Genomic DNA, 25,716 nt, shown 5'->3' with positions numbered 1-25,716 from the left:
GCCGGATCACTCCAGCAGGACCATGCTGAAATCCTCACCCGCGGCCACGGCCAGCGCGCCCTTGCTGTACTGCGGTGGCACCGAGGCCTGCCCCCACTCGTTGTCCCCCCAGCCGACCACCGAACCGTCCGTCTTCAACGCCAGGGTGTGCCACTTGAAGGTGTCCATCGCGGCGACATCACTTCTCGCCGCGGCCGGGATGGAGAGCTGATCTCGGAAGTTCAAGCCCCATGCCGTGGTCGAGCCGTCAGCCAGCAGCGCCAGGCACGATCCCCACCCGGCGGCGACGGCACGCACGTTGCGCACAGGCGTCTCGCGGTCGCAGTTGAAGTCGGTGAAGTCACCCCAGACGACAACGGTGCCGTCCGCTCTCACCGCCATGCTGTGCGTCACCCCCGCCGCGATGGCGACGGCATCGGTGAGGGCCGGGGCGGGCACCCACTTGTCAGGTCCTCCCCACAGCACGCCCCAGGCGATCACACTGCCGTCCTTCTTCAACGCCAAGCTGTGCGTGAGTCCGGCGGCGATCGCGATCACGTCGTGCTTGGCCGCGGCCGGGACGTCCAGGATTGTTTCGAAGTCGGTGCCCCAGGCGATGACGGAACCGTCGGATTTCAAGGCCAGGCTGTGCTGGGCACCCGCGGCGATCGCGACCACTCCGCTCAGCGCTTCTGCAGGCACGCGCACGGCATCGTTCCACTCGGGGCCCCAGGCGATGACGGAGCCGTTCGACTTCAACGCAAGCGCATGGCCGGGGCCGGCGGCGATGGCGATCACGCCGCTGGAGGCCGCCGGTGGAACGGTCAGACCGGAGTCGGCAGGGCTGCCGCCCCAGATCTTGACCGCGCCTCGCGCGACGGTGAACTGCCGCGAGAACTGCGCGGTCAGAGCGCCTTTCGCGACGGTGAGCGTGACGCTGTAGATGCCCGGCGTGCTGAACGCGTGGTCGAACTCGGGTGTCTGCGCGGTGACCTCGGGCGCCGGCTCACCCTCCTTGGTCACCGTCCACGCCCACCTGTCGAGGTCTCTGGTGCTCTCGGCGCTGAAGTGCACGGACTCGCCCACCACCGGACGCGGCCGCAGGACGTCGATCCGGGTGATGCTCGGCGGCGCCCCCGGCTCGGCGACGGTCACCGCGACCTCCGACCGCACGGTGCGGCCACCGCCGAGGGTGGCGGTGGCGCTGACGGTGAAGGTGCCCGGTCGCTGCCATCGGTGGCGGACGGTGGACACCGCCTCCGCGCCGGTGGTGTCGCCGAACGACCAGCTGGTCGAAGCCGGGGTGGCGGGCTGCAGCACCATCGTCAGCTCGAACTCGTCACCGACCACGCCGTGGACGCCAGGGGTGACCACGATGGACGCGGTCGGCCTCGTCGTGGGTGGCTCCGGCGGGAACGGCCGGTTCGTCCGGCCGGGAAGCCCGAGGCCAGGTGTCTGCTCGCGGTGGTCGATCTTCGTCAGCGGGTCCGCCTGCCTGCGGGGGTCGGCGGTGGGAGGTACGTCGCCGGCGACAGGGCCTTGCGTGTATTTGGTGACCGTCCGGACGTTCCCCGCCAGGTCCAGCACCCCGGCGACGTTGCTGTTCGGGTCGTTGAAGAAGACGATGCCGTCGCGGGCGATCAGCTCGAACGGGGTCGGCTGCTCGAACAGCCGGCGCTGGGCCACCACTCGTGACGTGGCGAGGTCGACGATCGTGACCTGACCGGTCGAGTGGTCGGGCACCACCGCGTGGTTGCCGGCCTCGACCGGTGCCGCGAGCTCGGCGCCCGCGGAACTGACCTGGACAGGCCCGGTGCAGCCGGTGTCGAACTCGCAGGAGACCAGCTCGCCGCGGCTGCCGGTCGCGATGAGCACCCTCGCCCGGCCGGCAGCCGCTCCGATCACCGTCGTGTCGTCGGCACGCACGTCAAGCCGTACCGACCGCGCGACCGCACCGGTCTCGGGGTCGAGCAGTTCGGCCGTGCCGCGGTCGGGATCCACCACCGCCGGACTGCCGTCGACGATCGTCAGGTGACCGCGCTTCGCCGCGGCGGAACGAGTCCGTCGCTGTCCACCGCTCAGCCAGACCAGGTCACCGGTCGTGTCGTCGATCGCCCACAACCGGCCACGACCGTCGAGCGCGACGTTGCCCGGCCTGATCGCCCCCGCCAGGCGCCGCGGTTCGCCCCTGGCCGCCAGGGTCGCGGGGTCGAACACAGCCGTCATTCCACTGTGGACATCGACCACGTGCAGCGCGTCCGGAGCGGGCAGCACGACCAGTCCATCGCTCGCCGGAAGGGCCGGCACCGCCGGGGTGACCCGTTCGGTGGCGCTGTCGACCGTGCTCAACCGGCCGGTTCTCCGGTCGAGCACAACGGCTGAGCCGCCCCGTTGAGCGACGGTCAACGCCGCGCCCGGCCCTGCGACCGGCACGTGGGCGCTCACCTCGGCGGCGGCGCCGTCCACCAGGGTCGCCTCGCCGGTCTGGCCGGACGCCAGCCAGACCGTGCCGGAGCGCATGCGCACCTGCGAGGCGTGATAGCCGGGCCCCACCACGAGAACGGCCGCGGCGGTCACGGTGACGGCGGCGAGGGCGGTCAGGAGCCGCGTACGTCGGGTCAGTGATCTCATCGGTCAGTCGATCTCTTCCAGCACGACCAGGCTGAACAACGCGCCGGCCGCGATGGACAGCACGCCGTGGTCGTACTCGGGCGGCGCCACCTCCGTCTCGCTGCCGACGTCACCCCAGCCGATGACCGTGCCGTCCGCCTTCAGCGCCAGGGCGTGTTCGTAGCCGTAGTCCACCGCGACGACGCCGCTCATCGCTTCCTCCGGTACCCGGTACACCTTGGACTTCCTGCTCCCCCAGCTGATCACCGAGCCGTCGTTCCTCAACGCCAGGCCGACGCTCATTCCTATGGCAAGAGCGCGCACACCACCCGTGACAGTGGGCGGCGTCGGTACCGATTGGGGGTCCCAGCCCCAGGCGATGATGGAGCCGTCGGCCTTCAACGCCAGGCTTTGGGACTGGCCGGCGGCGATGGCGACCACTCCGTGCCGGGCCTCCGCGGGCACGTTCACGGCATCGATGCCCCAGCTGATGACGGAGCCGTCGGTCTTCAACGCCAGGCTGTGCGCCAGCCCGGCGGCGATGGCGACCACCCCGTGCCGAGCCTCTGGCGGCACGTACGAGTCCTCCTCGAAGTTGCCCCAGCCGATGACGGAGCCGTCGGCCTTCAGCACCAGGTTGTGCTGGCCCATGGCCGAGATCGCGATCACTCCGCTCGACGCCTCCGGAGGCACCGTCACCGGCTGCTCGCTCTGGTACCGGCCCCAGGCGATCACCCGGCCGTCCGCCTTCAACGCCAGCGCGTGACCGTCCGCCCCGTCGATCGCGATCACGCCGCTCCCGGCTTCCTCCGGGACCTCCAGCTGGTGGAAGAGGTTGTTGTTGCCCCAGGCCTTGACCGAGCCCTTGCCCACGGTGAGCTGCTGGGAGGACTGCGCGATCCGGGACCCCTTGGCCACCGTGAGCGTGACGGTGTAGTGGCCGGGCGTGGCGAACCTGTGGTCGAACTCGGCCGTCCCGGCGGTCACCTCGGGTGCTGTCCGGCCGCGCCTGGTGACCGTCCACTCCCACCTGTCGGGCTCGCGGGTGGTGTCGGCGCTGAAGTGCACCGACTCGCCGATCACCGGTCTGGGCCTGCGGATGCCGATCGCGGTGATCTGCGGCGGGGCGCCCGCCGGGTCGACGGTCACCGTGGTCTCGGCCTCAGCCCGTTCTCCGGTGTCGGAGGTGGCGGTCGCGCGGACCGTGAAGACGCCCGGCGCGGACCAGCTGTGCCGGACCGAGGAGCCGGACGCGCCGGTTCCGTCGCCGAACGACCACCGGGTGGTGGCCTTGGCGTCGGACCGGAGCACCATGGTCAGCTCGAACTCGTCGCCTGCCTCACCGCGGTTGCCCGGTTCGACCACGATGGACGCCGGAAGACCCGGGGCGGTCGGGTCCGGCCGGCCGGTCTGGCGGGGGAGGCCCAGCCCTGTCCTGGACTTCTCGTTGCCCGCCTTCTTCACGTCGGCCGGCCGCGTCGACCGGCCGGGTGTCGGTGAGGGCTGATCCGCGGACCGGTCCTCGGCGTACTTGGTGATCGTCCGGACCTTGCCCCACAGATCGAGCACGCCGGCCTGGTTGCCGTCCGGGTCGTTGAAGAAGACGATGCCGTCGCGGGCGATCAGCTCGAACGGGGTCGGCTGCTCGAACAGCCGGCGCTGGGCCACCACTCGTGACGTGGCGAGGTCGACGATCGTCACCTGACCGGTCGAGTGGTCGGGCACCACCGCGTGGTCGTCGACCTCGGCCAGCGGGCCGAACTCGGCCCCGGCGGAACCGACCTTCACCGGCTCGGCGCAGGAGCCGGTGTCGAACGTGCACGAGATCAGCTCGCCGCGGGAGGCGACCGCGATCAACAACCGCGACCGGTCGGCGGAACCGCTGACGACCACCGCGTCGCCCGTGCGGAGATCCGGCCGCAGGGAGCTCCGGGCAGCACCGGTTTCGGGGTCGAGCAGCTCGGCCGTGCCGTGTCCGGGATCCACCAGCACGGGCCGGCCCTGCGTGATCGCCAGAAGACCGTGCTCGGCCGCCGTGGCACGGGTGCGCCGTTGTCCGTTGCTCGACCAGACCAGATCGCCGGTCGTGTCGTCGACCGCCCAGACGCGGCCCTGGCCGTCGACCACGACACCGTCCCGTCTGAGCCCGCCGGCCAGGTGCTCCGGTTCGCCCACCGCGGCCAGCGTGACCGGGTCGACCGAGACGGCCATTCCACTGTGGACGTCGACCGCCCGCAGCCCGTCCGGCGCGGGCAGCACGACCAGGCCGTCGCTCGCGGGGAGAACCGACGACGGCCGGGAGACCTGTTCGGTGGCGTTGTCGATGCGGCTCAGCGCGCCCGTCTTCGCGTTCAGGACGAAGGCGGCGCCGTCGTGATGGGTCACGGTCAGCGCGGTGCCCGGGCCGGCCACCGGTACGTGGGACTTCACCTCGGCGGAGGCGCCGTCCACCAGCGTCGCCGCTCCGGCCCGGCCCGATGCCAGCCAGACCGCGCCGGAGAACATCCGCACCCGTGCGGCTTCATAACCAGGCCCCACCACGAGAACAGCCCCGACGATCGCGCCGACGGCGGCGAGTGCGACTCCGGTGTGTCTCGGTTTCATCGGTATCGCCCCATTTCCAGGCTCTCCCTCGCCTGCCGCCGGCGTCGCGCGACGTTCCACGACGTCCACAACGGACGTGGATCCAGTGCCGCGCGCAGGCGTGCCGCGGACATGCGTCCCGGGTAGAGCTCGGCGTCGAGCCGTGCCACCAGCTCCCAGGCGTGGCCGGCGGCCTGCCGGTCGAGGCGCTCCGGCGCGTAGATCGCCGTGGTGGCCAGTGCCGCGGTCGTGGCGATCGGCTTCGCCGCGTCGCCGAGGCTGCCGCGCACGTGCTCAGCCACCTCGTGGAACGTCAGTGACACGGGTGGTGAGATGCCTCGTTCGGTCAGCCGGTCGAGCTGTTCGTGCCACGCGCCGAGCACCCGCGCCGCGTGGTCGGGATCGCGGCGCCTGCGCCTGCGGCGACGGGCTTTGCCGAGCACCACGAGCCCGCAGGCGAGCAGCACGAGCAGGATCACCGACGGCACCAGCACGAAGGTGCCGTCGAGGAGGTTGCTCCAGCGGAACCCCTGCTCGCTCGGCGCCTCGGCGAGCTGTGCGGAGGTCGGCGGGGTGAGCGTCGGCGCGGTGGCCGACGGGGACGGTTGCGGCGGGACCACGCGGGGAGCTTCCGACGGAGGACTCGGCACGCTCGAATCAGTGGGAACGCTGGGGTCGTACTCGACCCAGCCGTAGCCGGCGAAGTGCACCTCGGGCCACGCGTGGGCGTCGGCCGTGGTGACCTGGAAGACACCGTCCTTGCTGGTCCGAAGGCGATAGCCGACCGCGATCCTGACCGGGTAGCCCCACATCCTGGCGATCACCGCGAACGCCGCGGCGTACTGCTCGGAGTATCCGCCGCCCGCTTGCCCCTCCACCAGGGCACGGGCGATGGCGGCGTAGGAATGCCCTGGCGGTGTGCTCATCCGGTAAGGCCTTCGCTGCAGGTCGGACTCGACGAAGCCGAGCCGTTCGCGAGGAAGGGTTTTCCCCGGCCGTTGCACAGCCGCTGCCGCCAGCGCACGCGCCGCTTCCGGGACACCGGCGGGAAGCGGGGGAGTGCGGGTCGGCGCCGTGGCCGCCTGCGCCAGATCGCGGTCCTGCGCGTAGATCTCACCGGTGACGTCGTAGCTGAGTCCTTGCGGGACGGAGCCGGTGCTCACCAGCACGCCGGAGTCCGGATCGAAACCGAACCGGCCTTTGGTCTCGCCGGAGACGGCCAGCCGGGACGGCCAGCCGACGACCGGCAGGTGCGGGCCGGAGAACTCCTTCAGTTCGACGTGGACCGTCACCTGCTTGCGGTGGACCAGTTCGGGATCGGCGGTGAGGTGGCTGCCGGCCACGCGATAGGTGTCGTCCGACGTCCACGTGGTGCCGTCGAACGCGTCCAGCGCGGCGGTGCGCACCCTGTCGATCCGCGAATCGGTGCCGGGAGGCGTCCGCACGGTGAACAACGTGCGGGGCGGGGACTCGTTGAGCTGCTTCTTCAGCTGCCCCAGCGGGGTGAGCGCGTCGGTGCTCTCGATCGCGGGCGCGAGCACGTCGCGCGGGTCGAACCGGTGGTCACCGGACGCGAGGGGGAGCACCTGCCCGCCTGCCACACCGAACAAGGCGCTGGCGGCGATCACCGAACCCACGACGACGAGCGCGACGACCGGCTTGGACGACTGACGTTCGACGCGGACCGCGGCGGCGCCGGTGTGCCGGTGCGTGCGGAGCGCGACGAGGAGCAGTGCCGCGACCAGGAACACGACGGTGGCGAGCAGGTGTTCCCCGGCCTGGTTGCCGACGACCAGGAGGGCGAACAGGAAGCCGCCCAGCGGCGGCGCGAGTGGCGCCAGGGCGTTGCGCGTCAGCAGGACGAGCAGAACCGACGAGAACGCCGCTGCCCACGCCACCAATGCCGGTGCCCCCAGCAGTTCGGCCCAGGCGTCGGCCGGTGCCGTCACGGTGAGCAGGCGGTTCCAGCTGCCGCGCACGCCGCCGAGCACGGCGGAGGCGTCGCCGCCGAACACGCCGTAGACCATGACGCAGGCGAGCCCCGCGACCGCCAGCACCGCCGCCACCCACGCACGCCGGTGTCCCAGCGCGGCAGAGACACCACCGGCCAGGCAGGCGAGCACCAGCGGAAGCAGGTGGTCGTGGGTGGCGAAGAACCCTCGGTACACCAACGTTCCGGCGGCGGACGCCACCAGTGCGAGCACCACCTCGGCCGACGGGCCGCCGGGCGTGAACCGCCGCCGGCTCATCGCAGCACCAGCCGGTTCCAGTTGGTCGCGAACTGCTCGCTGCTCGGTGCGGCGACCACGAGCACACCGCGCGGCCTCGGCGGCACCGCGGCGTCCGGCGGGACCAGCTGGGCGAGGCTGACCGAGAGGAACCTGGGGCGCAACGACATCAGCAGCTGCGCGACCCCGTTGTCGACGTGGCCGGTCACGATGGTGAGCGCGACGCCCTGGGTGTCGGAGACCACGTCCCGCACCAGGTCCGCGGTCGCGGCGAGCCCGCGATCAGTGCCGTTCGTGTCCACAGTGGACAGGAACTCCAGTGCGGTGCCGCCGGACTCCCGTTCGGCCCCGCCGGTGGTGCGCAGCCGCAGTGGCAGCCCGGACCGTTCGGCCGCGACGCAGAACGACGCGGCGACCCGCACCGCGTCCTCGAACAGCGAGCCGCGGTAGGGCGCGGAGCTGGTGTCCAGCACGACCAGCTGGCGCGGCTCGTCGGGCACCACCACGTGACGTGTCATCACCGTGCCGGTGCGAGCCGTCGCGCCCCAATGGATGCGTCGCCAGTCGTCACCGGGCGCGTACTCCCGCAGGCTGTGGAACGCCACGCCGCCGAGCGGAGCGCTGCTGGTCGTCTGGCCTTCCGTGTCCTGCGGCCCGCCGGTCGCGATCGTGGCCAGCAGGTGCACGCGCGGGTAGACGTGCACGACCAGCTCGCCTCCGGCCGCACGGCCGCGGTGCAGCAGGCGCAGCGGGTCGGAGTGCCCGAGCACCACCGGCGGAATGAGATACCGGCCGCGTCGTGCGACCGGCAGCGGGTAGCCGACCGTGCAGCTGTGGCCGGCCGTCAGCGCGGGGACCGTGACGGTGGTGCGGTGGCCGCCCACCGTCTCGGTCACCACCAGCGGCGGGCTGCCGCGCCTGCCCACGTTCGTCACGGTGAGCGTGCCCTGGGCGGCACTGCCCTCGAACACGCGTCTCGGCCGGATCTCCCGCACCACCGTGAGCCGGGGCGCCGCCACCAGCCAGGCCGCGGCCATCAGCAGGGTGCCCGCCGCGGCGAGTCCGAGCGTCACCAGTTCCGGGTAGTCCGTCCAGGCGCCCAGGGCGAGCAGACCCGCGGCGGCAGCCGTCATCCACGCTCCGGACCTGGTCAGCACAGCGGTCACCGACCGGCCGGGACCGGGGCGGCGGCGAGGACGTCGCGCAGGATCGACTCCGGGGTGCGCTGCTGGATGCGGGCTTCCGGGGTGAGCAGCAGGCGGTGGTTGAGGACGGGGACGGCCACGGCCTTGACGTCGTCGGCGGTCACGAACGGGCGGCCCGCGGCCAGGGCGTAGGCCTGGGCGGCGGTGACGAGGGCGATGCCGCCGCGCGGGCTCACGCCCAGTTCGACGTCGGGGTGGACTCGGGTGGCGCGGACCAGGCGGGCGACGTACTCGCGGAGGTTGTCGGCGACGAGCTGGTCGCGGACCGCGCGGATCATCAGGCGCAGGTCGTCGAGCTCCATGACCGACTTGAGCTCCTCGGGGCGGCGGCGGGTGACGCCGTAGGCGAGGATGCTCACCTCGTCGGCCAGGTCCTGCGGGTAGCCGATGCTCACGCGCATCATGAACCGGTCCATCTGGGCTTCCGGCAGTGCGTAGGTGCCCTGGTGCTCCACCGGGTTCTGGGTGGCGATGCACAGGAACGGGTACGGCACCGGGATCGGGCGGCCGTCCACCGTGACCTGGCCCTCCGCCATCACCTCCAGCAGGGCGGACTGGGTCTTCGGGGAGGCGCGGTTGATCTCGTCGCCGAGCAGGATGTTCGTGAAGACCGGGCCCTGGCGGAACTCGAACCGCGAGCGGCCCTGGTCGTAGACCTGCACGCCGGTCACGTCCGACGGCAGCAGGTCGGGGGTGAACTGGATGCGCTTCACCTCGGCCCCCGCGACGGAGCGGGCGATGGCCTTGGCCAGCGAGGTCTTGGCGACGCCCGGCACGTCCTCGATCAGCAGGTGGCCCTCGGCGAGCAGGCACACCAGGGCGAGCCGGACGACCTCGGGCTTGCCCCGGATGAAGTCCTCGACGTTCGCCGCCAGCGCCTCGAACCGGCGCTGGAAGATCGCGGCATCGGACACTTCGTTCTCCCCCAGGTGAAGATCAGTGAATCGGGCCGCGCAGCGCCGCGGTCAGCCGGGGGTACACCTCGCGCACCGCCGGATGGTCGCGTTCGCGGCCGAGCAGCCGGGCCAGTCGTTTCAGGTCCTGCCGGACGGTAGCGGAGTCGACCAGGTCGGCCGCGTCGAGGACCTTCGCCGCGAGAGCGCTCGCGTGGTCGATGTCGCCTGCCGAGGCGTAGGCGAGGGCGCGGCGGGCGCCGAAACGGGCGTGGGTGCGGTGGGCGGTGCCGGGCACCAGGGCGAGCTGGCGGTCCATGACGTCCGCCGCCTCGCGCGACCGCCCGAGGTCGTGCAGGCACCACGCGGCCACCAGGCTGTTCAGGTCGGCGCCGCTGACCGAGGCCGAGCCGATCGTCATGCCGCTGGAGGTGTCGGCCTGGTCGAGCAACGCGGCGGCGCGGTCGAGCGCGCGCTGGCAGTTGTCGTAGTCGCAGGCCAGGGCGTGGCCCTGGGCCTCGCGCAGCGCGGCGAGGCCCTGCACGCGCGGCGACGTGCCCGGTGCGGCCTGCGCCTGCTGCGCGAGGTCGATCGTGCCCGCGGCGTCGTCGCGGTACAGCGTGATCAGGGCCTGCCTGATCAGGGAGTACGTGGCGAGCTCGGTGTCGCCGGCCGCGGCGCCCATCTCGACGGCGTTGCGGGTCCACCACAGCGCGGCCCGGTCGTCGCCCGCCTCCTGGGCCATCCACCCCGCGTACTCGCTGTAGCGGGCGGCGAGCCCGAGCAGCTGCTCGCGGATCGGGGACGGCGCCCCGTTCGCCATGCCGCGCAGGGTGTGCGTGTGCACGGTCACCATCGGCAGCACCACGCTCGGGCTCGTCGTCTGCCCCAGCTGTCTGACCTGCGCGAACAGTGACCGGAACGCGGTGAGCGTGCCGTCGTGCGCCGCGGCCGCCGACGCGCTGCGCGGTGTCCCCAAGGTCAGTCCCAGCAACGAGGCCGCGCCCGTCGCGATCGCCTCGCGTCGAGGCATCGGGACCATCCAGCTCGATCCGTCCGGAGCCATGCTCATCACCCACACTTCGCCGTCGGCCTCGACAGCTGCCGGCGGGGTCGCGGGAGCGGGCTGGTCCACGATGCGGGCCAGACGTCCACCGGCTCCGAGAACCGCGTCACAGCGCCGGGCCAGATCAACACCTGGTTGCTTCACGCCAGTCTCGATCTTGCCCAGATAGCCCTTGCTGTAGTGGACCTGCTGCGCCAGCGTCGCCAGCGACAGACCCGCCGCGGTCCGCAAGCGCCGCAGCTCCACACCAAAGACATCCGACTGCTCAGCCATGGGTCCCCCGTCTGCTCCAGACGCTCCGCAGACTACCGAGCCACTGGCTGCACGAGTCGAGTCTGATCCGCCCTCCTGCCGATGCCCAGGCGTCTCCCGTCGCCTTCCCGGCCGGGAGACGGGAGACCCCTGCCGCCGCGGCCCGGCGGCGGCAATGCTGGAGGCACGACGGAGACGCACCCAGTCGTCGAAGTCGGGTTCTGGGGGGCGCGGCGGCAGGACAGGGCTGGGGGCCTGGTCCTGCCGCCACGAGCCGTTTCAGCCCTGAGGCGCCAGCACGATGTCGAACCGGGCCCGTGTCCACGGCTGCTCGCCCGGCTGTTCGGCGAACTCCTTCACGAGCGACTCCTTCACCCCGAACACCGAGTCGCCGATCTCCAGCTGGGGATCCCCTGCCACGAAGATGTGCGTGACGAGGGTGCGGAAACCGTCGGCGGTCACCATGAAGTGCAGGTGCGCGGCGCGCATGGGGGAGCGGTGCGCGGCTTCGAGCAGGGCGCCGACCGGGCCGTCGTGCGGGATCGGGTACGGCGTCGGCGTCACGCCCCAGAACGAGAAGCCGCCGTCGGGCCCGGAGAACAGGTGGCCGCGGCCCGCGACGCGCTCGTCGTCGTACTGCACGTCGTAGCGGCCGTCGCCGTCCGCTTCCCACACCTCGATCCGCGCGCCGGGCACCGGCTCGCCGTCGGTGTCGCGCACGGTTCCCTCCACCAGGCAACGGGTTCCGGAGGCACCCGCGGCGATGTCACCGCCGTTGCCCACCAGCGGCGACTCCTCGACGAAGAACGGCCCGAAGACTGTGGCCTCGGTGGCGTCGAGGTAGGCCTCGTTGTTCACCGCGATGGTCTGCATCGAGGCGCCCAGCACGTCGGAGAGCAGGATGAACTCCTGCCGCTTGGCGTCGGTGGTGTGCCCGACGGCGGTCAGGAACTCGATCGCCCGCGTCCACTCCTGCTCGGTCAGGCGCACCTCGCGGATGAACGCGTGCAGGTGCCGCGTGAGCGACTGCAGCAGCTCCTTCAGGCGCGGGTCCGGGGTGTCCGCGAACGACGCGACGACCTCGGCGGTCAGCCGCTCCTCGATCTCCTGCTGGGCGGTGGTCATGGCAGGCTCCACTCGGTCGGGTTCCGGCCCGCCGAGGCGGCGGCGAGCAGCGCGGTCAGGTCGTCCTCGGTGACCGGACGCGGGTTGGACGGCGGCACGGACGGCAGGATCAGGCGGGCGGCCTCGCGCGGGTCGGGCACGCCGGACAGCACGTGCGAGGCACCGATGCCGGCGTAGAGCGAGGCCAGGTCACCTCCGAGCGCCTCGGTGATCCGGGCGGCGGCCTTCGGGGCGGCCGGGGCGTTGAACGCCAGCACGTACGGCAGGACCGCCGTGTGCGTCCGGGCGTGCGGGAGGTCGTACGCGCCGCCCAGGACGTGGCAGATCTTGTGGTGCAGCCCGGATCCCGCGGACGCGAACGCCACCGCGGCCAGGTACGCGCCGTAGAGGGTCTGTTCGTGGCCGTCCACCTCGCCGATCCGGCGCAGGCCGCCGCTCAACGCGCGGATGCCTTCCGCCGCCAGGGCCTGGTTGATCGGGTCGGCGCGCGGGGCCCACATCGAGTCGACGCAGTGCGCCAGGGCGTTGCACCCGGAGGCGACCGCGAGCTCGTCCGGCAGCGACGCGGTGAGGGACGCGTCGTAGATCACGGTCACCGGCAGGACGCGGTCGTCGCTGCCGGTGGTCTTGCGGCCGCCCTCGGTCAGGCCCCAGACGTCGGTGGCCTCCGAACCCGCGTAGGTGGTGGGCACCGCGACGATCGGCAGGCCGGTGGTCAGCGCGACGGCCTTGGCCAGCCCGGTCGCGGACCCTCCACCGACGCTCACCAGCAGGTCCGCGCCGGCGGCCCGCGCCCGAGCGCGTTCGGCGACGGCGACGGGCACGTGCGGCGCGACGTCGGTCCAGCGCACCGCCACGTCGATCTTCGCGGCCACCGCGTCCGCGACGGGCGCCGAGCCGATCAGCAGGACCCGTCGCGCGCCAAGGCGTTCGACCTCAGCGGCCAGGTTCGCCGCCGCCTCGCCGGTGCCGAACAGCACCCGCTGGCCGAGCGTGACGTGCTGCCGGCTCATGCGCTCTCCTCCCGGCTGAGCACGGTGGTCAGCACGGCCATCAACGCCGCCTCGGGATCGGCGGGAAGTGCGCGGGAACGCCAGGCGACGTGCTTGTCCGGGCGCACCAGCACCGCGCCGTCCTCGTCCACACCGGACAGCCGCGACCAGTCGAAGTACAGGTCGGTCACGTCGCGTCCCGGCCCGATGACCACGGTGCGCACCGGCACGCCGAGCCGGTCGGCCGCCTTCTGCGCGGCATCGGCCCACGCCTCGCCGGTGATCCCGGTCAGCAGCGTGAACCCGCCGTACGGCACGAGGTCGTGCGTGGACACCTTGCGCCGGCTGTCCCCCACCCAGGCGTGCGGCAGCCGGACTCCGGGGAACGTCGACGGCTCGTAGTAGAGCTCCGGATCGCGGGCCGGCACCGGACGGGCCGTGCCGTCGGGCACCACCGCACTGGACTCGTAGCTCTGGCCCATCTCCACGCCGTGGGCGTTGAACTCGTAGTTCTTGAGCTCCATGGCCTCCCGGACCGCGGCCCGCTTGGCGGCACCCGCCAGACCGGCGTCCTTGCGCTCCTCGATCCGCGCGTGCATCTGCTCGGCGGACTCGGCCGCGTCGAGCCCCAGCGCCTCGAACAACGCGCCGAACTCGCGGGCGGACTTGTTGGCCCGCAACACGATCTGCTTCGCCACGGGCGCGCGTTCCGCGGTGTAGGTGTCGAGTAGCTCGGGTCCTGCCTGGCCGTTCAGCACCAGCGCGAGCTTCCACGCGAGGTTGTAGGAGTCCTGAACGGACGTGTTGGAACCCAGGCCGTTCGACGGCGGGTGCTTGTGCACGGCGTCGCCCGCGCAGAACACCCGGCCGTGCTGCAACCGGGTGGCGTACTGCTCGTTGTTGCCCCACAAGGAGATCCCGGTGATCTCCGCGTCGAGCCCGGGATCGCCGACGAGGTTGCGCACGATCCGCAACGCGTCTTCCTCGGTCACCTCCGGCACGCCCTGCGCGAGGTCGAAGCCCCAGACGATCAGCCATTCGTGCCACGGCCGCACCATGCGCACGAGCCCGGCACCGATGCCGCCGACGTTCGCGCCGGGCTGGATCACCCAGTACAGCACCGAGGGCCGGTGCCGGCAGAGCTCGGTCAGGTCCGCCTTGAACGTGATGTTCATGGACCCGGCCACGTCCATCCGCCCCTCGTACGGCAGGCCGAGGTCGGCGGCCACCGCGGACCGCGCGCCGTCCGCGCCGATCAGGTACCTGGCGCGGATCGTGTACTCGGCACCGGTGAGCCGGTTGAGCACCCGCGCGGTCACGCCGTCGGCGTCCTGGGTGTGGCCCAGGTACTCGGTGCTGAACTGGGTCTGCGTGCCGCGGGCCGTCGCGTTGCGGACGAGGATCGGCTCCAGGTACGTCTGCGGGATGTCGCAGTTGTGCGACGGCGAGGCGAGCTCGTGGTCGGCGTGCCGCGCGGGGTGGTTGCCCCAGGTGAGGATGCGGCCGATCTCCTCGCCGGCGATGGAGGTGCAGAACACCGTGTCGCCGATCAGGTGGTGCGGGGTGGCGTCGGCGAGCACCTGGTCCTCGATGCCGACGTCGCGGAAGATCTCCATCGTCCGCTGGTTGGTGATGTGCGCGCGCGGCGTGTTCGCCGTCCACCGGTACTTGGTGATCATGATGTTCGGCACGCCGAGCGTGGACAGGAAGAGCGCGGCGGAGGCGCCGGCCGGACCCGAGCCCACGATCAGCACGTCGGTCTCGACCGCGGTGTGCGTCGGCGGGGCGGTCTCGGCGAGGCCGTCGTGGAAGGTGACCATGGCGGCAACGGTGCCGCCTCCGGTGGCATCGTGGCGGGTCAGCGGCCGGACGTGGCGGAAAAAGGCAAAAACCCGCGGCGGTCCTGGCTCGGGGGCACGCCGAACCGCGCCCGGTACGTGCGTGAGAAGTGCGCCTGCGACACGAACCCGTTGCGCGCGGCGATCTCCGCGAGCGACACGGGCTCGCCGAGCATCCGGCGGGCGGCGTCGAGCCGGGCGGTCAGCACCGCCTGCGGCACGCTCTGCCCGGACTTCGAGAACAACCGCGACAGGTGCCGTTCCGAGTAGCCGACCGCGGCCGCGATCCGGCCCGCCGACAGGTCGGGTTCGTGCAGGTGGGCGGCGATGAACGCGTGCGCGGCGGCCAGGTCGGCGGCCGCGGAGCACTCCCCGCCGAGCAGCGCGCCGAGCAGCCCGGTCGCGACGGTCTCCAGCCCGTCCCAGTCGGCGGGGCCGCCGCGCAACGCACCGGACAACGCCGTCACCAGCGCCCGTGCGTGCGCGTTGTCCTGGAAGCTGAACACCTGCGGCTTCACCGCACCCGGCCGGATCTCGCGCAGCAACGACCGCGGTGCCTTCAGCACCAGTTCGGTGAGGCCGTCCGGGAAGGTCCGCCGGAACGGCTGGTCGCCGTCCACCACCAGCGCCTGACCGGGCCTGATCAGCTCGTCGCCGCCGCGGTGGGAGAACCGCGCGGCACCGGCCAGTGCGAAGTGGACGACCACGCCGTCGGCCGGGTGCAGGGCGATCTGGCGGACGTCCCGTTCGACGGCGTGCGGCGTGCCGGTCACCCGCGCCACCCGCAGGCGGGGCAGCGTGAGGTTGGTCTCCGTGCCGTCGAACGGCCGGTCGCCCGCCGTCTCGGCGCGCAGGCCCACCAGCGCGCGGGCGTTGTGGTCCTCCCACCCGGCGAGCCGCCGCGGGCAGGGGAGGTCGTGCGTCCGGAACCTGGTCAGGCCGGGCGGGTGCACGGATGCCATCCGTCCACGGTAACCCCGCTGTAAATTCATCGAATAACGAGTGGTGACGGAAAGCGACCGTCGGTCGCACTCCGTTTGCCCTTAGAAGACTTCGCGTGGAATGTCAAGTCGGCCGCAATAGCTGCGGTGTTTGTCGAGTTCGGTCGGAGAAGGCCCAGTTGGGCATCGGCCGCCCGGAAGAAGCATCGGCGACCGTTCTACCAGCGGGAGCGCGTTCACGCACGACAACAACGGTTCGGTGGAAGAGCCAGAACAGTCGTGCAGGGGGTGTTGCGGTGGTCATGTGACTGAGTAGTCTCTACGCGCCCCCAAGATCATCGCTGGTTGATCGTGCAGATCGCGCGGTGCTATCTTTCCGTCGCCAATTCGGGTGCTCGTGGAGCGTTGTGAAGCTGAAGAACGTGCCTGAGACGAATTACAAGACAATTCGTTCGCGGCTCACTGGTGTCGTGGTGGTTCCCAGCATCGTCCTCCTGGCCATGTGGGCGCTGTTCTCGTCCTACACGGTGTTCGAGGGCCTGTACCTGCAGCTGGTGGCCTCCGGGGTGCGAGACGCGTCGATCCCCGCCGTGCAGTCGTTCGCGTCGCTGCAGAAGGAACGCGAGCTCAGCATGACGAGCCTGAGCAAGCCGGGCACGAGCACGTCGGCGCTCGTCAAGCAGCAGCAGGCGACCGACGCGGACCTCACCAAGATGAAGGCGGCCTTCACCCAGCTCGCCTCGAAGGCGCCGCGGGAGATCGTCGACGGCATCGGCAAGCTCAACGGGCTGCTGGACCAGCTTCCCCAGCAGCGGTCGGCACTCGAGGCGGGCACGGCGTCCAAGCCGGAGGTCTACCGCTACTACAACAGCGTGCTCGACGCCGGCGCCGCGCTGTTCAACACGCAGGCCCGCATCGTGCCGGACGCCGAGACCGTGCAGGGCGCGCTCGCCGCGGTGCAGTACTTCCAGGCCGCCGACTCGATGTCGCGGGCCGGCTCGGTCGCGGCGGGGGCGCTGGCGGCGGGCAGGTTCACGCCGGAGGAGCACCGCGAGTTCGTCTACCTCGTCGGCGCGTACCGGTCCTCGCTCAGCTCGATCGAGCCCTACGCGCTGCCGAACGTGCGTGAGCACTACAAGCAGCTCGTCGACAACCCGCAGTGGCAGCAGCTGGTGACCTACGAGAACCGGTTGCTGCAGAACGCGGAACGGCCCATCGGCGGCTCCGTCGTGGCGTCCGACTGGGAGGCCGCCGACCGCGCGGTGTCCACCGAGCTGACCAAGCTGGTCGAGGAGCAGTCCACCGGCGCCGTGAACGTGGCCATGGCCAACGGCAAGGACAAGTTCAACACCGTGCTGATCGGCAGTCTCATCGCGCTGATCGCGGTGATCATCGGCATCTTCGTCGCGGTGCGCATCTCCAGCCGCCTGGTCAACAAGGCGTTGATCGTCCGGTTGAACAACCTGAAGAGCGACTCGCTGCGGCTCGCGCACGAGCGGCTGCCGGACATCGTCGAGCGGTTGCGCGACGGCAAGCACGTCGACGTGGCGCACGAGGTGCCCGCGCTCGACTACGGCAACGACGAGATCGGCCAGGTGGCCGACGCGTTCAACGCCGCGCAGTACACCGCCGTCGCCGCGGCCGTGAAGGAGAGCCAGACCCGCGAGGGCGTGAACCGGGTCTTCCTCGACATCGCGCGCCGCAACCAGGGTCTGGTGCACCGCCAGCTCAAGATCCTCGACAAGCTGGAGCGCGAGGAGGAGAACCCGGACCACCTCGACGCGTTCTTCCAGCTCGACCACCTCGCCACCCGCGCCCGCCGCAACGCCGAGAACCTGATCATCCTCACCGGCGAGCAGCCGGGCAGGCAGTGGCGCAAGCCCGTCCGCATGCTCGACGTGGTGCGCGCCGCCGTCGCGGAGACCGAGCAGTACGCGCGGGTCAAGGTGAACCCGGTGCCCGAGATCGCGCTGGCCGGTGCCGCCGTCGCCGACGTGATCCACCTGATCGCCGAGCTGGTCGACAACGCCACGTCGTTCTCCTCGCCGCGCTCGCAGGTCGAGGTGCACAGCAGCGAGGTGCCGCAGGGCCTCGTGATCGAGATCGAGGACCACGGTCTCGGCATCAAGCCGGAGGACCGCGAGCAGCACAACAAGATGCTGACCGCGCCGCCCGACTTCGAGGCCATGCGCCTGCGCGGCGAGTCCCGCCTCGGCCTGTTCGTCGTCGCGCGGCTGGCCGCCCGCCGCGGCATCCACGTCGAGCTGCGCGACTGCCCGACCGGCGGCACGATCGCGCTGGTGCTCGTCCCGTCCGAGCTGATCGTCGGCGAGGCGGGCGTGGCGGACACGTCCGAACCCGTGCAGATGCCCAAGCCGACGTTCCGGCAGCAGACGCTCGCCCAGGCCGCCCTCCCGCACTCCGAACGCGCCGAGGACGTCGTGCTCGACGCGCGGCCCAGCTCGGAGCTGAACGAGTTCTGGGCAGGGGGAGGAGTGGGAAACGACCAGGGCTTCCGCGCGGACAGGGATCCGGACAGCGGGAGCATCGTCGGCGTGCTGCCCACTCAAGACCACCCGGTGGCCCCGCGGCCGGCCGAGAACGCCCTGGACGGTGACGACACGCGTCAGGACACCCGGCCAGAGCTGCCGCGCCGGAGGCGGCAGCAGCACCTGGTGCCACAGCTCGCGAACAACGACCTCCGGCAGGAGCCCGACTTCACCGAGGTGCACACCGAGGAACGGGCAGAACGCACTCGCGACGGCATGTCGGCCTTCCAGCAGGGCACCCGTGAGGCCCGCCGGGCCGACGACGCCGTCGAACCGTGATCATCCGAACTGAACACGAAAGGCAGTTGCCGTGGACGACGATCTGACCGGCGGGCACCCCGAGCTGAACTGGCTGCTGGACGACCTCGTCGCCAGAGTGGTCGGGGCGCGGCACGCGGTGGTGCTCTCCGCGGACGGTCTGCTGCTCGCGCGCTCTCCCGAACTGTCCAAGGACGATTCCGACCACCTGTCGGCGATGGCGTCGGCGTTCCAGTCGCTCGCCCGCGGCACCGGACGGCACTTCGGCGGCGGTCAGGTCCGGCAGACCATCGTGGAGATGGAGCGCGCGCACCTCTTCGTGACGGCCGCCGGTCAGGGCGCCTGCCTCGCGGTCGTCGGTGACGAGGACGCGGACATGGGCATGATCGCCTACGAGATGAACATGCTCGTGAAGCGCGTGGGCTCCTACCTGTCGTCGGCACCCCGAACTCTCGCGGCGCCCCGCCACCCGATGGGGCTGTCATGAGCCCGCGGTCGTCGGACTGGTGGTACGACGAGGCGGCGGGCCCGCTGGTCCGCCCCTACGCCCTCGTGAGCGGGCGCACCAGGCCGACGTGGGGCCGGTTGAACCTCGCGACCCAGGTGCGGGCGATCCGCACCTCGTCCGACACCAGCTCGCTGTCCGTCGAGCACCTCGAGATCATCAGACTTTGCCGCAAACCGTTGTCCGTGGCGGAAGTCGCCGCGTACCTGCACGCGCCACTGGTCGTGGCGAAGGTGTTGCTGAGCGACCTGATCCAGCGCGGTGACGTCATCACCAGCGACGCGTCGCGGATGGCGGTCGCGCCGGACAGAAACCTACTCCAGAAGGTGCTTGATGGCGTCCGTGCAATCTGAAGAGCTGCTCGTCCCGGCCTCGGTCAAGATCGTCGTGGCGGGCGGGTTCGGGGTCGGCAAGACCACGATGGTCGGCGCGGTCAGCGAGATCACCCCGCTGCGGACCGAGGAGCTGCTCACCGAGGCCGGCACCGAGATCGACGACCTGGCCGGCGTCGAGGGCAAGAACACGACGACCGTGGCGCTCGACTTCGGCCGCATCACGATCAACCCCGAGGTCGTGCTGTACCTCTTCGGCACGCCCGGTCAGGACCGCTTCTGGTTCATGTGGGACGAGCTGTCCTACGGCGCGATCGGCGCGGTCGTCCTGGTCGACACCCGCAGGCTGGACGGCGGGTTCGGGGCGATCGACTTCTTCGAGCGCCGCGGCATCCCGTTCGTCGTGGCGGTGAACTGCTTCGAGAACAGCTACTCCTACACCGAGGACGAGGTGCGGCACGCGCTCGACATCACGGACAACGTGCCGTTGGTGATGTGCGACGCCCGTGACCGCGAGTCGTGCAAGACGGTGCTGGCGCGCGTGATCGAGCACGCGATGAGCAAGCTCGACCACGCGGTCGCCTAGCTGTACCTCACCCCGTGCGGCGGGGTTCCGTGCGACGGAACGCCGCCGTGTCGCGGACCTGTTCCAGCCGGCAGCGGAACGGGCGCAGCAGGGCGGGTGCCTCGGTGAGCCGGTAACCGGGCACCTGCTCGGGGTTCTTGGCGATCCCCGCGAGCGTCTCGGCCACGTACTCCAGGTGGCTGCGGGTGTAGACGCGGCGCGGGATCGCCAGGCGCACCAGCTCGAACGGCGCGGGCGTGATCAGCTCGCCGTCCTCGGTGATCTCGCCGAGGTAGAGCGAACCCAGTTCGGCACACCGGATTCCGCCCGCCAGGTACAGCTCGGAGGCGAGCGCGTGCCCGGTGAACCGGTGCGGCGGGATGTGCGGCAGCAGCCTGGCCGCGTTGAGGTAGACCGCGTGCACGCCGGTCGGCTGCACACTGTCCACACCGGCCTGTCGCGCGCACTCGGCGAGGTACGCGGTGGCGTCCGCCCGCTCGCGCAGGTAGAGCGGGTCGGTGACCTCGATCAGGCCCTGCGCGCACATGTCGAGGTCGCGGCCGGAAAGCCCGCCGTACGTGCGGAACCCCTCGGTGGCGATCAGCAGCAGCTCGCACTGCTTGGCCAGCGCCGGGTCGTTGAGCGCCAGCAACCCTCCGATGTGGACGATGCCGTCCTTCTTCAGGCTCGCCACGCAGCCGTCGGCGAGCCGGAACGCGAGCTTCGCGACCTCGCGCGGGCTCATGCCCCGGTACTTCTCCTCCCGTTGCGTCACCAGCCACGCGTTCTCGGCGAACCTGGCCGCGTCGAGGATGAACGGCACGCCGTGCCTGCGGCACAACGCACTCGCGGCTTCGAGGTTCGCCATCGAGACGGGCTGGCCGCCGCCGCCGTTGTTGGTGATCGTCATGAGCACCAGGCCGACATCGTCCGGCCCGCTCAGCGCCGCCTCCAGCGCCACGAGGTCGATGTCGCCCTTGAACGGCGCGTCGCTGTCGAGGTCCGCCGCCGCCGGGCAGGGGAGGTCCCGCACGACACCGCTGGCGATCTCCACGTTCGCGCGCGTCGTGTCGAAGTGCGTGTTGCTGATGGAGATCTGGCCGGGCTTCAGCAACGCGCTGAACAGGATCCGTTCGGCGGCACGGCCCTGGTGCACCGGGAAGATGTGCGTGAAACCGGTGAGCTCCTCGACGACCTCGCGGAACCGGAACCACGACCGGGCGCCCGCGTAGGTCTCGTCGCCGCGCATGCCGGCCGCCTGCTGCTCGGCGGAGAGCGCGCCGGTGCCGGAGTCGCTCAGCAGGTCGATCGTCACGTCCTCGGCGGTGAGGTTGAACTGGTTGTAGCCGCCCTCGGCGTACCTGCGTTCCCGGTGTTCACGGGTGGTGATGGGAATCGGTTCGACGACCTTGATGCGGTACGGCTCCACGGCGGTGCCTTTCTCAGTGCGACAGTGCTTTGGTGCGAGTTGCTTTGGTGCGAGGAGGCGTCACGTCGTACGCCTCGGACGACAGGTAGACCGTGACTCCCGGCCGCGGTCTGCCCAGCCGCAGCGACACGTGGGCGATCAGCCCGACGCCCTCGGCGAGCGGCCGCCGGACCATGCTCGCCAGCGCCATCACGAACGGTGCGGTGTCGAGCCCGCACCTGGCCATGATCGCGAGAACGCGCTCGCACGCCTCCAGGTCGTCCTGCACGTAGTCGCGCACGGGGATGTAGAGCGAGTAGCCGCTCGGACGGTCCGTGTCGCCGGCCATGAAGGTGTAGCTGGACATCAGGGGGCGCAGCGCGAACGGTCCGGAGCCGCCGCAGGCCAGTGCGATGACGTCCGACACCAGTTCGGCATCGGTGTCCGGAGCCGCGGCCGCCGCGGCGATGATGTCCGGGATCTCGGCGGCCTCGTGCGCCACGTAGGTCTTCACCCGCGCGCGGTGCTCGTCCATCAGGTCGAGGGCGAAGAACGAGAACCGGTCCAGCCCGTCGCGTCGCAACGCGTGGCCTGCCACCGTCGAGTAGGCCGCGTCGAGACCGAGCCTGCCGAGTCCCTCCCGGACGAGCGTGGTCGCGCTCTCCCGGCCCTGCACCTCGGGGTTGAGGTACACCTTGATGTCCGGTGCCGCGCCGGCCTGGAGGATCAGCGAGTACCAGAACGCGAACGCGCCCTGCGGCTGCTCGGGCAGGAACAGGTCGCGCACGAGGTCGAGGCGGCGGAGGTCCAGCCGGTGCCGTCCGGCCAGCCCGTCGAGCACGTCGAGCGCCGCGGTGAGGTTCGCCCGCAGGCCGGGCTCCTCGGCGAGCGGCTCGACGATCATGCGGATGGCCGGCGGCTCGCGGTGGGCCAGTGCCACCGAGAACTCGACCGGGGTGTGGTCGTCGGCGACGAAGGACGGCCAATGGGGAGCTGCCGAGAGCGGCTGCCGGCTGCCGGGCCCCAATGCCTCGGCCAGCAGCGACGTGGCTCTTTCCGCGGACTCGGTCAATCCGACGGCGCGCAACAGGATCTGCAGTTGTTCAACGGCGAAATCGCGTATTGAGACGTCGGGCGCGCTCAAGATGGGGCTCTCCTGATCGGCGGGGGAAATCAGGCGGGGGTGCAATCCGTCGGGGGTGGAATCGCGGGTGAATTGTCTCAACCACCTGCCTGCCCTGGTCAAGAGCCAGAGGGGTTGTGTGCGGCACTCTGAGCTGTGATCAAGGTTGCACTGCACGGACTATTGACTACGGCCGAATTCGATGGTGTGTACGGCATTCCGGGGCTGTGAATGTCGATGTGCTGTGCGAATTGCCCGGACCGCCGCCCGTGTGCTATGCGGGGTCGCTTGGATTCGAATGAGCGCGGTTTGTGAGGCTAATGCTATTCGTGCTAAGGCGGCCGAAATCGTGTCACCGTTCGCAGCAATTCCGGGCGTTCCGGCCACCGGCGGAGGCATCATTTGATGTCGAACGAGATGACGGGAGATCCATCGAAAAAATATGAGAATTTCTCGCTAACGTCGGGTCCACGCGGGCGACTAGGTGGTCGTACATGATCCGCTCACTAGGAGCCTCAATGCGTTTCCCTGCTGCGGTGGCGGCCGCCTTCGTGCTGGCCGCACTGCCCGCACCGGCTCAGGCCGCCGGCTGCGTCTGGACTGCCGCCGGACTGCCCACCCACCCGCACGTCGAGCACGAGCGCGTCACCGGGATGTCCCCGGACGGCACGATCACCGTCGGCGACGCCACCAACATCGACTTCGGGGTGCTGAACGGCGTCCTCTGGCGCGGCACCACCCCGGTGGGCATGGCCGACCCGAACCGCGGCCCCGGCGTCGACAACTCGCCGTGGGACGTGAACAACGCCGGTGTCGTCGTCGGCTACACCTACGACAACTACAGCGGTCTGACCAGCTCGTACCGCTACAACTCCCAAAACGGCACCTACGAGTGGCTGCAGGTCCCGAGCGGCAACGGCGTGGCGAACTTCATCAACGAACGCGGCGACGTCGTGGGCTGGGTGGACGACGGCCGGGGCGACCGGGTCGTGGTCTGGCGGGCCGGGTCGGTGCAGCCCGTCGTGATCGGGCACGGCCAGCCCGCCGGGCTCGACGAGGAGGGCCGCGTCGTCACGACCGAGGGGGAGATCTGGTCGCCTGACGCGAGAACCGTGCAGATCTGGGATCGTCGTGGCGCGCGTCCGCAGCACTACGCCCGCGGTCACGCGGTCGGTGTGAACAACAACGGCGAGATCATCGAGTGGGGCGTGCGCGGCAACGTCACTCGGGTCATCCCGGGTGCGGCGACGGTCGAGGCGGTCAACGCCGGAGGTGTGATCGCCGGGTTGCACGCCGACGGTGCTCGCCGGAGCTGGGCGATCTGGACCGGCGGCCGGCCGCAGGACGTCGACGGCTACGTCGTCGGCATCACCGACTCCGGTGTCGCGTACGGCCAGCGCGGGTGGGACGCGGTGGTCTACCGCTGCGGCTGATCCGGCGGAAAGCGTTGCCCTGCCGGGGTTTCCGCCCCGGCAGGGCAGTTCGCGGTTGACGGTTCCGCTCGTGTCGTGGCACCATCCTCAACGTGATCTACTGACACCCTCACCGACACGCGTCCGCGGCCCGCGCCTCCTGTGCGCCGTGCGCCCGGTGTGTCGTCCGTTTCCGATCCTCCTTCGGCGATGGGTGTCCTATGTCGAACATTCCCTTTTTGCATGCCCGCGACCTGGTGAAGTCCTACGGCGAACGCCGTGTGCTCGACGGGGTCTCCCTGGTGGGATCGCCTGGTCAGCGCATCGGGCTGGTGGGTGAGAACGGTGCCGGCAAGTCGACGTTGCTGCGGATCCTCGCGGGCGTCGACGAACCGGACGACGGTGCGGTCCAGCGGCCCGCGGACTGCGGTTTCCTGTGGCAGGAACTGCCTTTCGCGCCCGGTGCGACCGTGCGGGACGTGCTGGACGACGCGCTGGCCGAGCTCCGCGCGGCCGCGGCCCGGCTTCATGAGTTGACTGCGGCGCTGGAGCGGCGGCCGGACGACGAGGCGGTGCTCGCCGAGTACGGCGACCTGCTGGAGTGGGCGCAGGACCACGACCTGTGGGACGCCGACCGCAGGGCGGAGCTGGTGCTGGCAGGGCTCGGACTGTCCGATGTGGACAGCTCGCGCCGGCTGGGCGCGTTGTCCGGCGGGCAGCGGTCGCGGCTCGGGTTGGCGGCACTGCTGATCCGGCAACCGCGGGCGATGCTGCTCGACGAGCCGACGAACCACCTCGACGACGAGGCGGTCACGTTCCTGGAGCGGCGGCTGCGCGGCCTGCCCGGCGTCGTCGTGGTGGCGTCGCACGACCGCGTGTTCCTGGACGAGGTGTGCACGGACGTGGTGGACCTCGACCCGGCCCGTGGCGGGGTGACCCGGTACGGCGGTGCCTACTCGGATTACCTTGCGGCCAAACGGCTTGAACGCGTCCGGTGGGAGCAGCAGTACGCGCAGGAACAGGACGAGCTGAAGGAGCTGCGCGTTTCCGTTGAGGTCACGGCACATCAGGTGAACCACCAGCGCGTGATGAAGGACAACAACAAGGTCGCCTACGACCGGCACGGCGGCCGGGTGCAGAAGCAGATCTCGCGGCGGGTGCGCAACGCGCGGCAGCGGCTGGACGAGCTGACGCGCGACCAGGTTCGCCGGCCTCCGGCACCGCTGCGGTTCAGCGGCGCGATGACCGGTGAGGTCGGCGCCGAGCAGTTCGCGTTGTCACTGCGGAACGTCCGGCTCTCCGGCCGGCTCGCCATCGGACAGCTCGACGTGCCGGCGTCGGCGCGACTGATGATCACCGGCCCGAACGGGGCGGGGAAGTCCACTCTGCTCAAGGTTCTGGCCGGAGTGCTGCGCCCGGACGCCGGTGACGTGCGCCGGGCCCGCGGGGTCCGCGTCGGGTTGCTGGAGCAGGACGTGGTGTTCGCCGACCCGTCGAGGTCGGCCCGGCACCTGTACGACCGGGCCGCCGGTGCGGTTCCCTTGGCACAGCTGGGTTTGCTGGCGTCCCGTGACCTGGACCGGCCGGTCGGGGAGCTGTCGGTGGGGCAGCGCAGGCGCGTGGCGCTGGCGTTGCTGATCGCCCGGCCACCCGAGGTGCTGCTGCTCGACGAGCCGACCAACCACCTCTCGCTCAGCCTCGCCGAGGAGCTGGAGGACGCGCTGAAGACGGCACCCGGTGCCGTGGTCGTCGCGTCGCACGACCGCTGGCTGCGCCGCGGCTGGGAGGGGCCCGAACTGGCCCTCGCCTCCGGCCGCGTCGCCTGAAACCTCCAACGAGAAGAAAGGACAAC

The 25,716-nt window shown here is 71.1% G+C and carries 18 protein-coding genes; 6 read left to right on the top strand and 12 right to left on the bottom strand.

Annotated features, from left to right (window positions below; translation table 11 throughout):
• Nucleotides 1-6 precede the first annotated feature (6 nt).
• The 10 genes from ACWEIJ_RS24650 to ACWEIJ_RS24605 all read right to left on the bottom strand — a co-directional run bounded on the left by ACWEIJ_RS24650 (nucleotide 7) and on the right by ACWEIJ_RS24605 (nucleotide 15,733).
• The gene (locus tag ACWEIJ_RS24650; protein ID WP_449839581.1) at nucleotides 7-2,610 is read right to left on the bottom strand and encodes a PKD domain-containing protein; all 2,604 of its coding nucleotides are present in this window, start codon (nucleotides 2,608-2,610) and stop codon (nucleotides 7-9) included.
• Nucleotides 2,611-2,613: 3 nt separating this feature from the next.
• On the bottom strand, nucleotides 2,614-5,193 hold the full coding sequence (locus ACWEIJ_RS24645) for a PKD domain-containing protein (protein ID WP_449839580.1): 2,580 nt from the start codon (nucleotides 5,191-5,193) through the stop codon (nucleotides 2,614-2,616).
• Nucleotides 5,190-7,421, bottom strand: a complete 2,232-nt coding sequence (locus tag ACWEIJ_RS24640) for a DUF3488 and transglutaminase-like domain-containing protein (protein WP_449839579.1) — start codon at nucleotides 7,419-7,421, stop codon at nucleotides 5,190-5,192. The genes ACWEIJ_RS24645 and ACWEIJ_RS24640 overlap by 4 nt, the downstream gene beginning before the upstream one ends.
• Nucleotides 7,418-8,533 (bottom strand): DUF58 domain-containing protein, encoded by a 1,116-nt coding sequence (locus tag ACWEIJ_RS24635; RefSeq protein WP_449839578.1) that lies wholly within the window; start codon nucleotides 8,531-8,533, stop codon nucleotides 7,418-7,420. The genes ACWEIJ_RS24640 and ACWEIJ_RS24635 overlap by 4 nt, the downstream gene beginning before the upstream one ends.
• 29 nt (nucleotides 8,534-8,562) lie before the next feature.
• Entirely contained in the window at nucleotides 8,563-9,519 is a 957-nt protein-coding gene (locus tag ACWEIJ_RS24630; protein ID WP_449839577.1) for an AAA family ATPase, read from the bottom strand.
• A 22-nt stretch (nucleotides 9,520-9,541) separates the two neighbouring features.
• Nucleotides 9,542-10,837, bottom strand: a complete 1,296-nt coding sequence (locus ACWEIJ_RS24625; RefSeq protein ID WP_449839576.1) for a helix-turn-helix domain-containing protein — start codon at nucleotides 10,835-10,837, stop codon at nucleotides 9,542-9,544.
• Nucleotides 10,838-11,095: 258 nt separating this feature from the next.
• Nucleotides 11,096-11,941: a dioxygenase family protein gene (locus ACWEIJ_RS24620; protein ID WP_449839575.1), complete on the bottom strand. Its 846-nt coding sequence runs from the start codon at nucleotides 11,939-11,941 to the stop codon at nucleotides 11,096-11,098.
• On the bottom strand, nucleotides 11,938-12,954 hold the full coding sequence (locus ACWEIJ_RS24615) for a maleylacetate reductase (RefSeq protein ID WP_449839574.1): 1,017 nt from the start codon (nucleotides 12,952-12,954) through the stop codon (nucleotides 11,938-11,940). The genes ACWEIJ_RS24620 and ACWEIJ_RS24615 overlap by 4 nt, the downstream gene beginning before the upstream one ends.
• On the bottom strand, nucleotides 12,951-14,753 hold the full coding sequence (locus tag ACWEIJ_RS24610) for an FAD-dependent oxidoreductase (protein ID WP_449839573.1): 1,803 nt from the start codon (nucleotides 14,751-14,753) through the stop codon (nucleotides 12,951-12,953). Before ACWEIJ_RS24610 ends, ACWEIJ_RS24615 begins: the two co-directional genes overlap by 4 nt.
• 38 nt (nucleotides 14,754-14,791) lie before the next feature.
• The gene (locus tag ACWEIJ_RS24605) at nucleotides 14,792-15,733 is read right to left on the bottom strand and encodes an AraC family transcriptional regulator (protein ID WP_449839572.1); all 942 of its coding nucleotides are present in this window, start codon (nucleotides 15,731-15,733) and stop codon (nucleotides 14,792-14,794) included.
• A gap of 452 nt (nucleotides 15,734-16,185) precedes the next feature.
• On the opposite strand from ACWEIJ_RS24605, the gene ACWEIJ_RS24600 reads away from it, so the two are divergent.
• The 4 genes from ACWEIJ_RS24600 to ACWEIJ_RS24585 are packed head-to-tail and all read left to right on the top strand — an operon-like array spanning nucleotide 16,186 to nucleotide 19,942.
• Nucleotides 16,186-18,540, top strand: coding sequence for a nitrate- and nitrite sensing domain-containing protein (locus ACWEIJ_RS24600; RefSeq protein WP_449839571.1), 2,355 nt, complete (start codon nucleotides 16,186-16,188; stop codon nucleotides 18,538-18,540).
• Between the two features lie 31 nt (nucleotides 18,541-18,571).
• Nucleotides 18,572-19,006, top strand: a complete 435-nt coding sequence (locus tag ACWEIJ_RS24595) for a roadblock/LC7 domain-containing protein (RefSeq protein WP_355439363.1) — start codon at nucleotides 18,572-18,574, stop codon at nucleotides 19,004-19,006.
• The gene (locus tag ACWEIJ_RS24590) at nucleotides 19,003-19,377 is read left to right on the top strand and encodes a DUF742 domain-containing protein (RefSeq protein ID WP_449839570.1); all 375 of its coding nucleotides are present in this window, start codon (nucleotides 19,003-19,005) and stop codon (nucleotides 19,375-19,377) included. Before ACWEIJ_RS24595 ends, ACWEIJ_RS24590 begins: the two co-directional genes overlap by 4 nt.
• Nucleotides 19,358-19,942, top strand: a complete 585-nt coding sequence (locus ACWEIJ_RS24585) for a GTP-binding protein (RefSeq protein ID WP_449839569.1) — start codon at nucleotides 19,358-19,360, stop codon at nucleotides 19,940-19,942. The genes ACWEIJ_RS24590 and ACWEIJ_RS24585 overlap by 20 nt, the downstream gene beginning before the upstream one ends.
• A 7-nt stretch (nucleotides 19,943-19,949) precedes the next feature.
• Here ACWEIJ_RS24585 and ACWEIJ_RS24580 read toward each other — a convergent pair whose 3' ends face one another.
• On the bottom strand, nucleotides 19,950-21,350 hold the full coding sequence (locus ACWEIJ_RS24580) for a tryptophanase (protein ID WP_449839568.1): 1,401 nt from the start codon (nucleotides 21,348-21,350) through the stop codon (nucleotides 19,950-19,952).
• A gap of 13 nt (nucleotides 21,351-21,363) precedes the next feature.
• Nucleotides 21,364-22,473 carry a tryptophan dimethylallyltransferase family protein gene (locus ACWEIJ_RS24575; protein WP_449839567.1) on the bottom strand — a complete coding sequence of 370 codons (1,110 nt, stop codon included), beginning with the start codon at nucleotides 22,471-22,473 and terminating at the stop codon, nucleotides 21,364-21,366.
• A gap of 497 nt (nucleotides 22,474-22,970) precedes the next feature.
• On the opposite strand from ACWEIJ_RS24575, the gene ACWEIJ_RS24570 reads away from it, so the two are divergent.
• Both ACWEIJ_RS24570 and ACWEIJ_RS24565 read left to right on the top strand, forming a co-directional pair.
• Nucleotides 22,971-23,885: a hypothetical protein gene (locus ACWEIJ_RS24570; protein WP_449839566.1), complete on the top strand. Its 915-nt coding sequence runs from the start codon at nucleotides 22,971-22,973 to the stop codon at nucleotides 23,883-23,885.
• Between the two features lie 200 nt (nucleotides 23,886-24,085).
• Nucleotides 24,086-25,690 carry an ABC-F family ATP-binding cassette domain-containing protein gene (locus tag ACWEIJ_RS24565; protein ID WP_449839565.1) on the top strand — a complete coding sequence of 535 codons (1,605 nt, stop codon included), beginning with the start codon at nucleotides 24,086-24,088 and terminating at the stop codon, nucleotides 25,688-25,690.
• The last annotated feature ends 26 nt before the right edge of the window (nucleotides 25,691-25,716 follow it).

Source organism: Lentzea sp. NPDC004789 (assembly GCF_053601075.1).
Note: the sequence above shows the minus strand (reverse complement) of the source record. Positions and strands in the feature narration are given on the sequence as shown.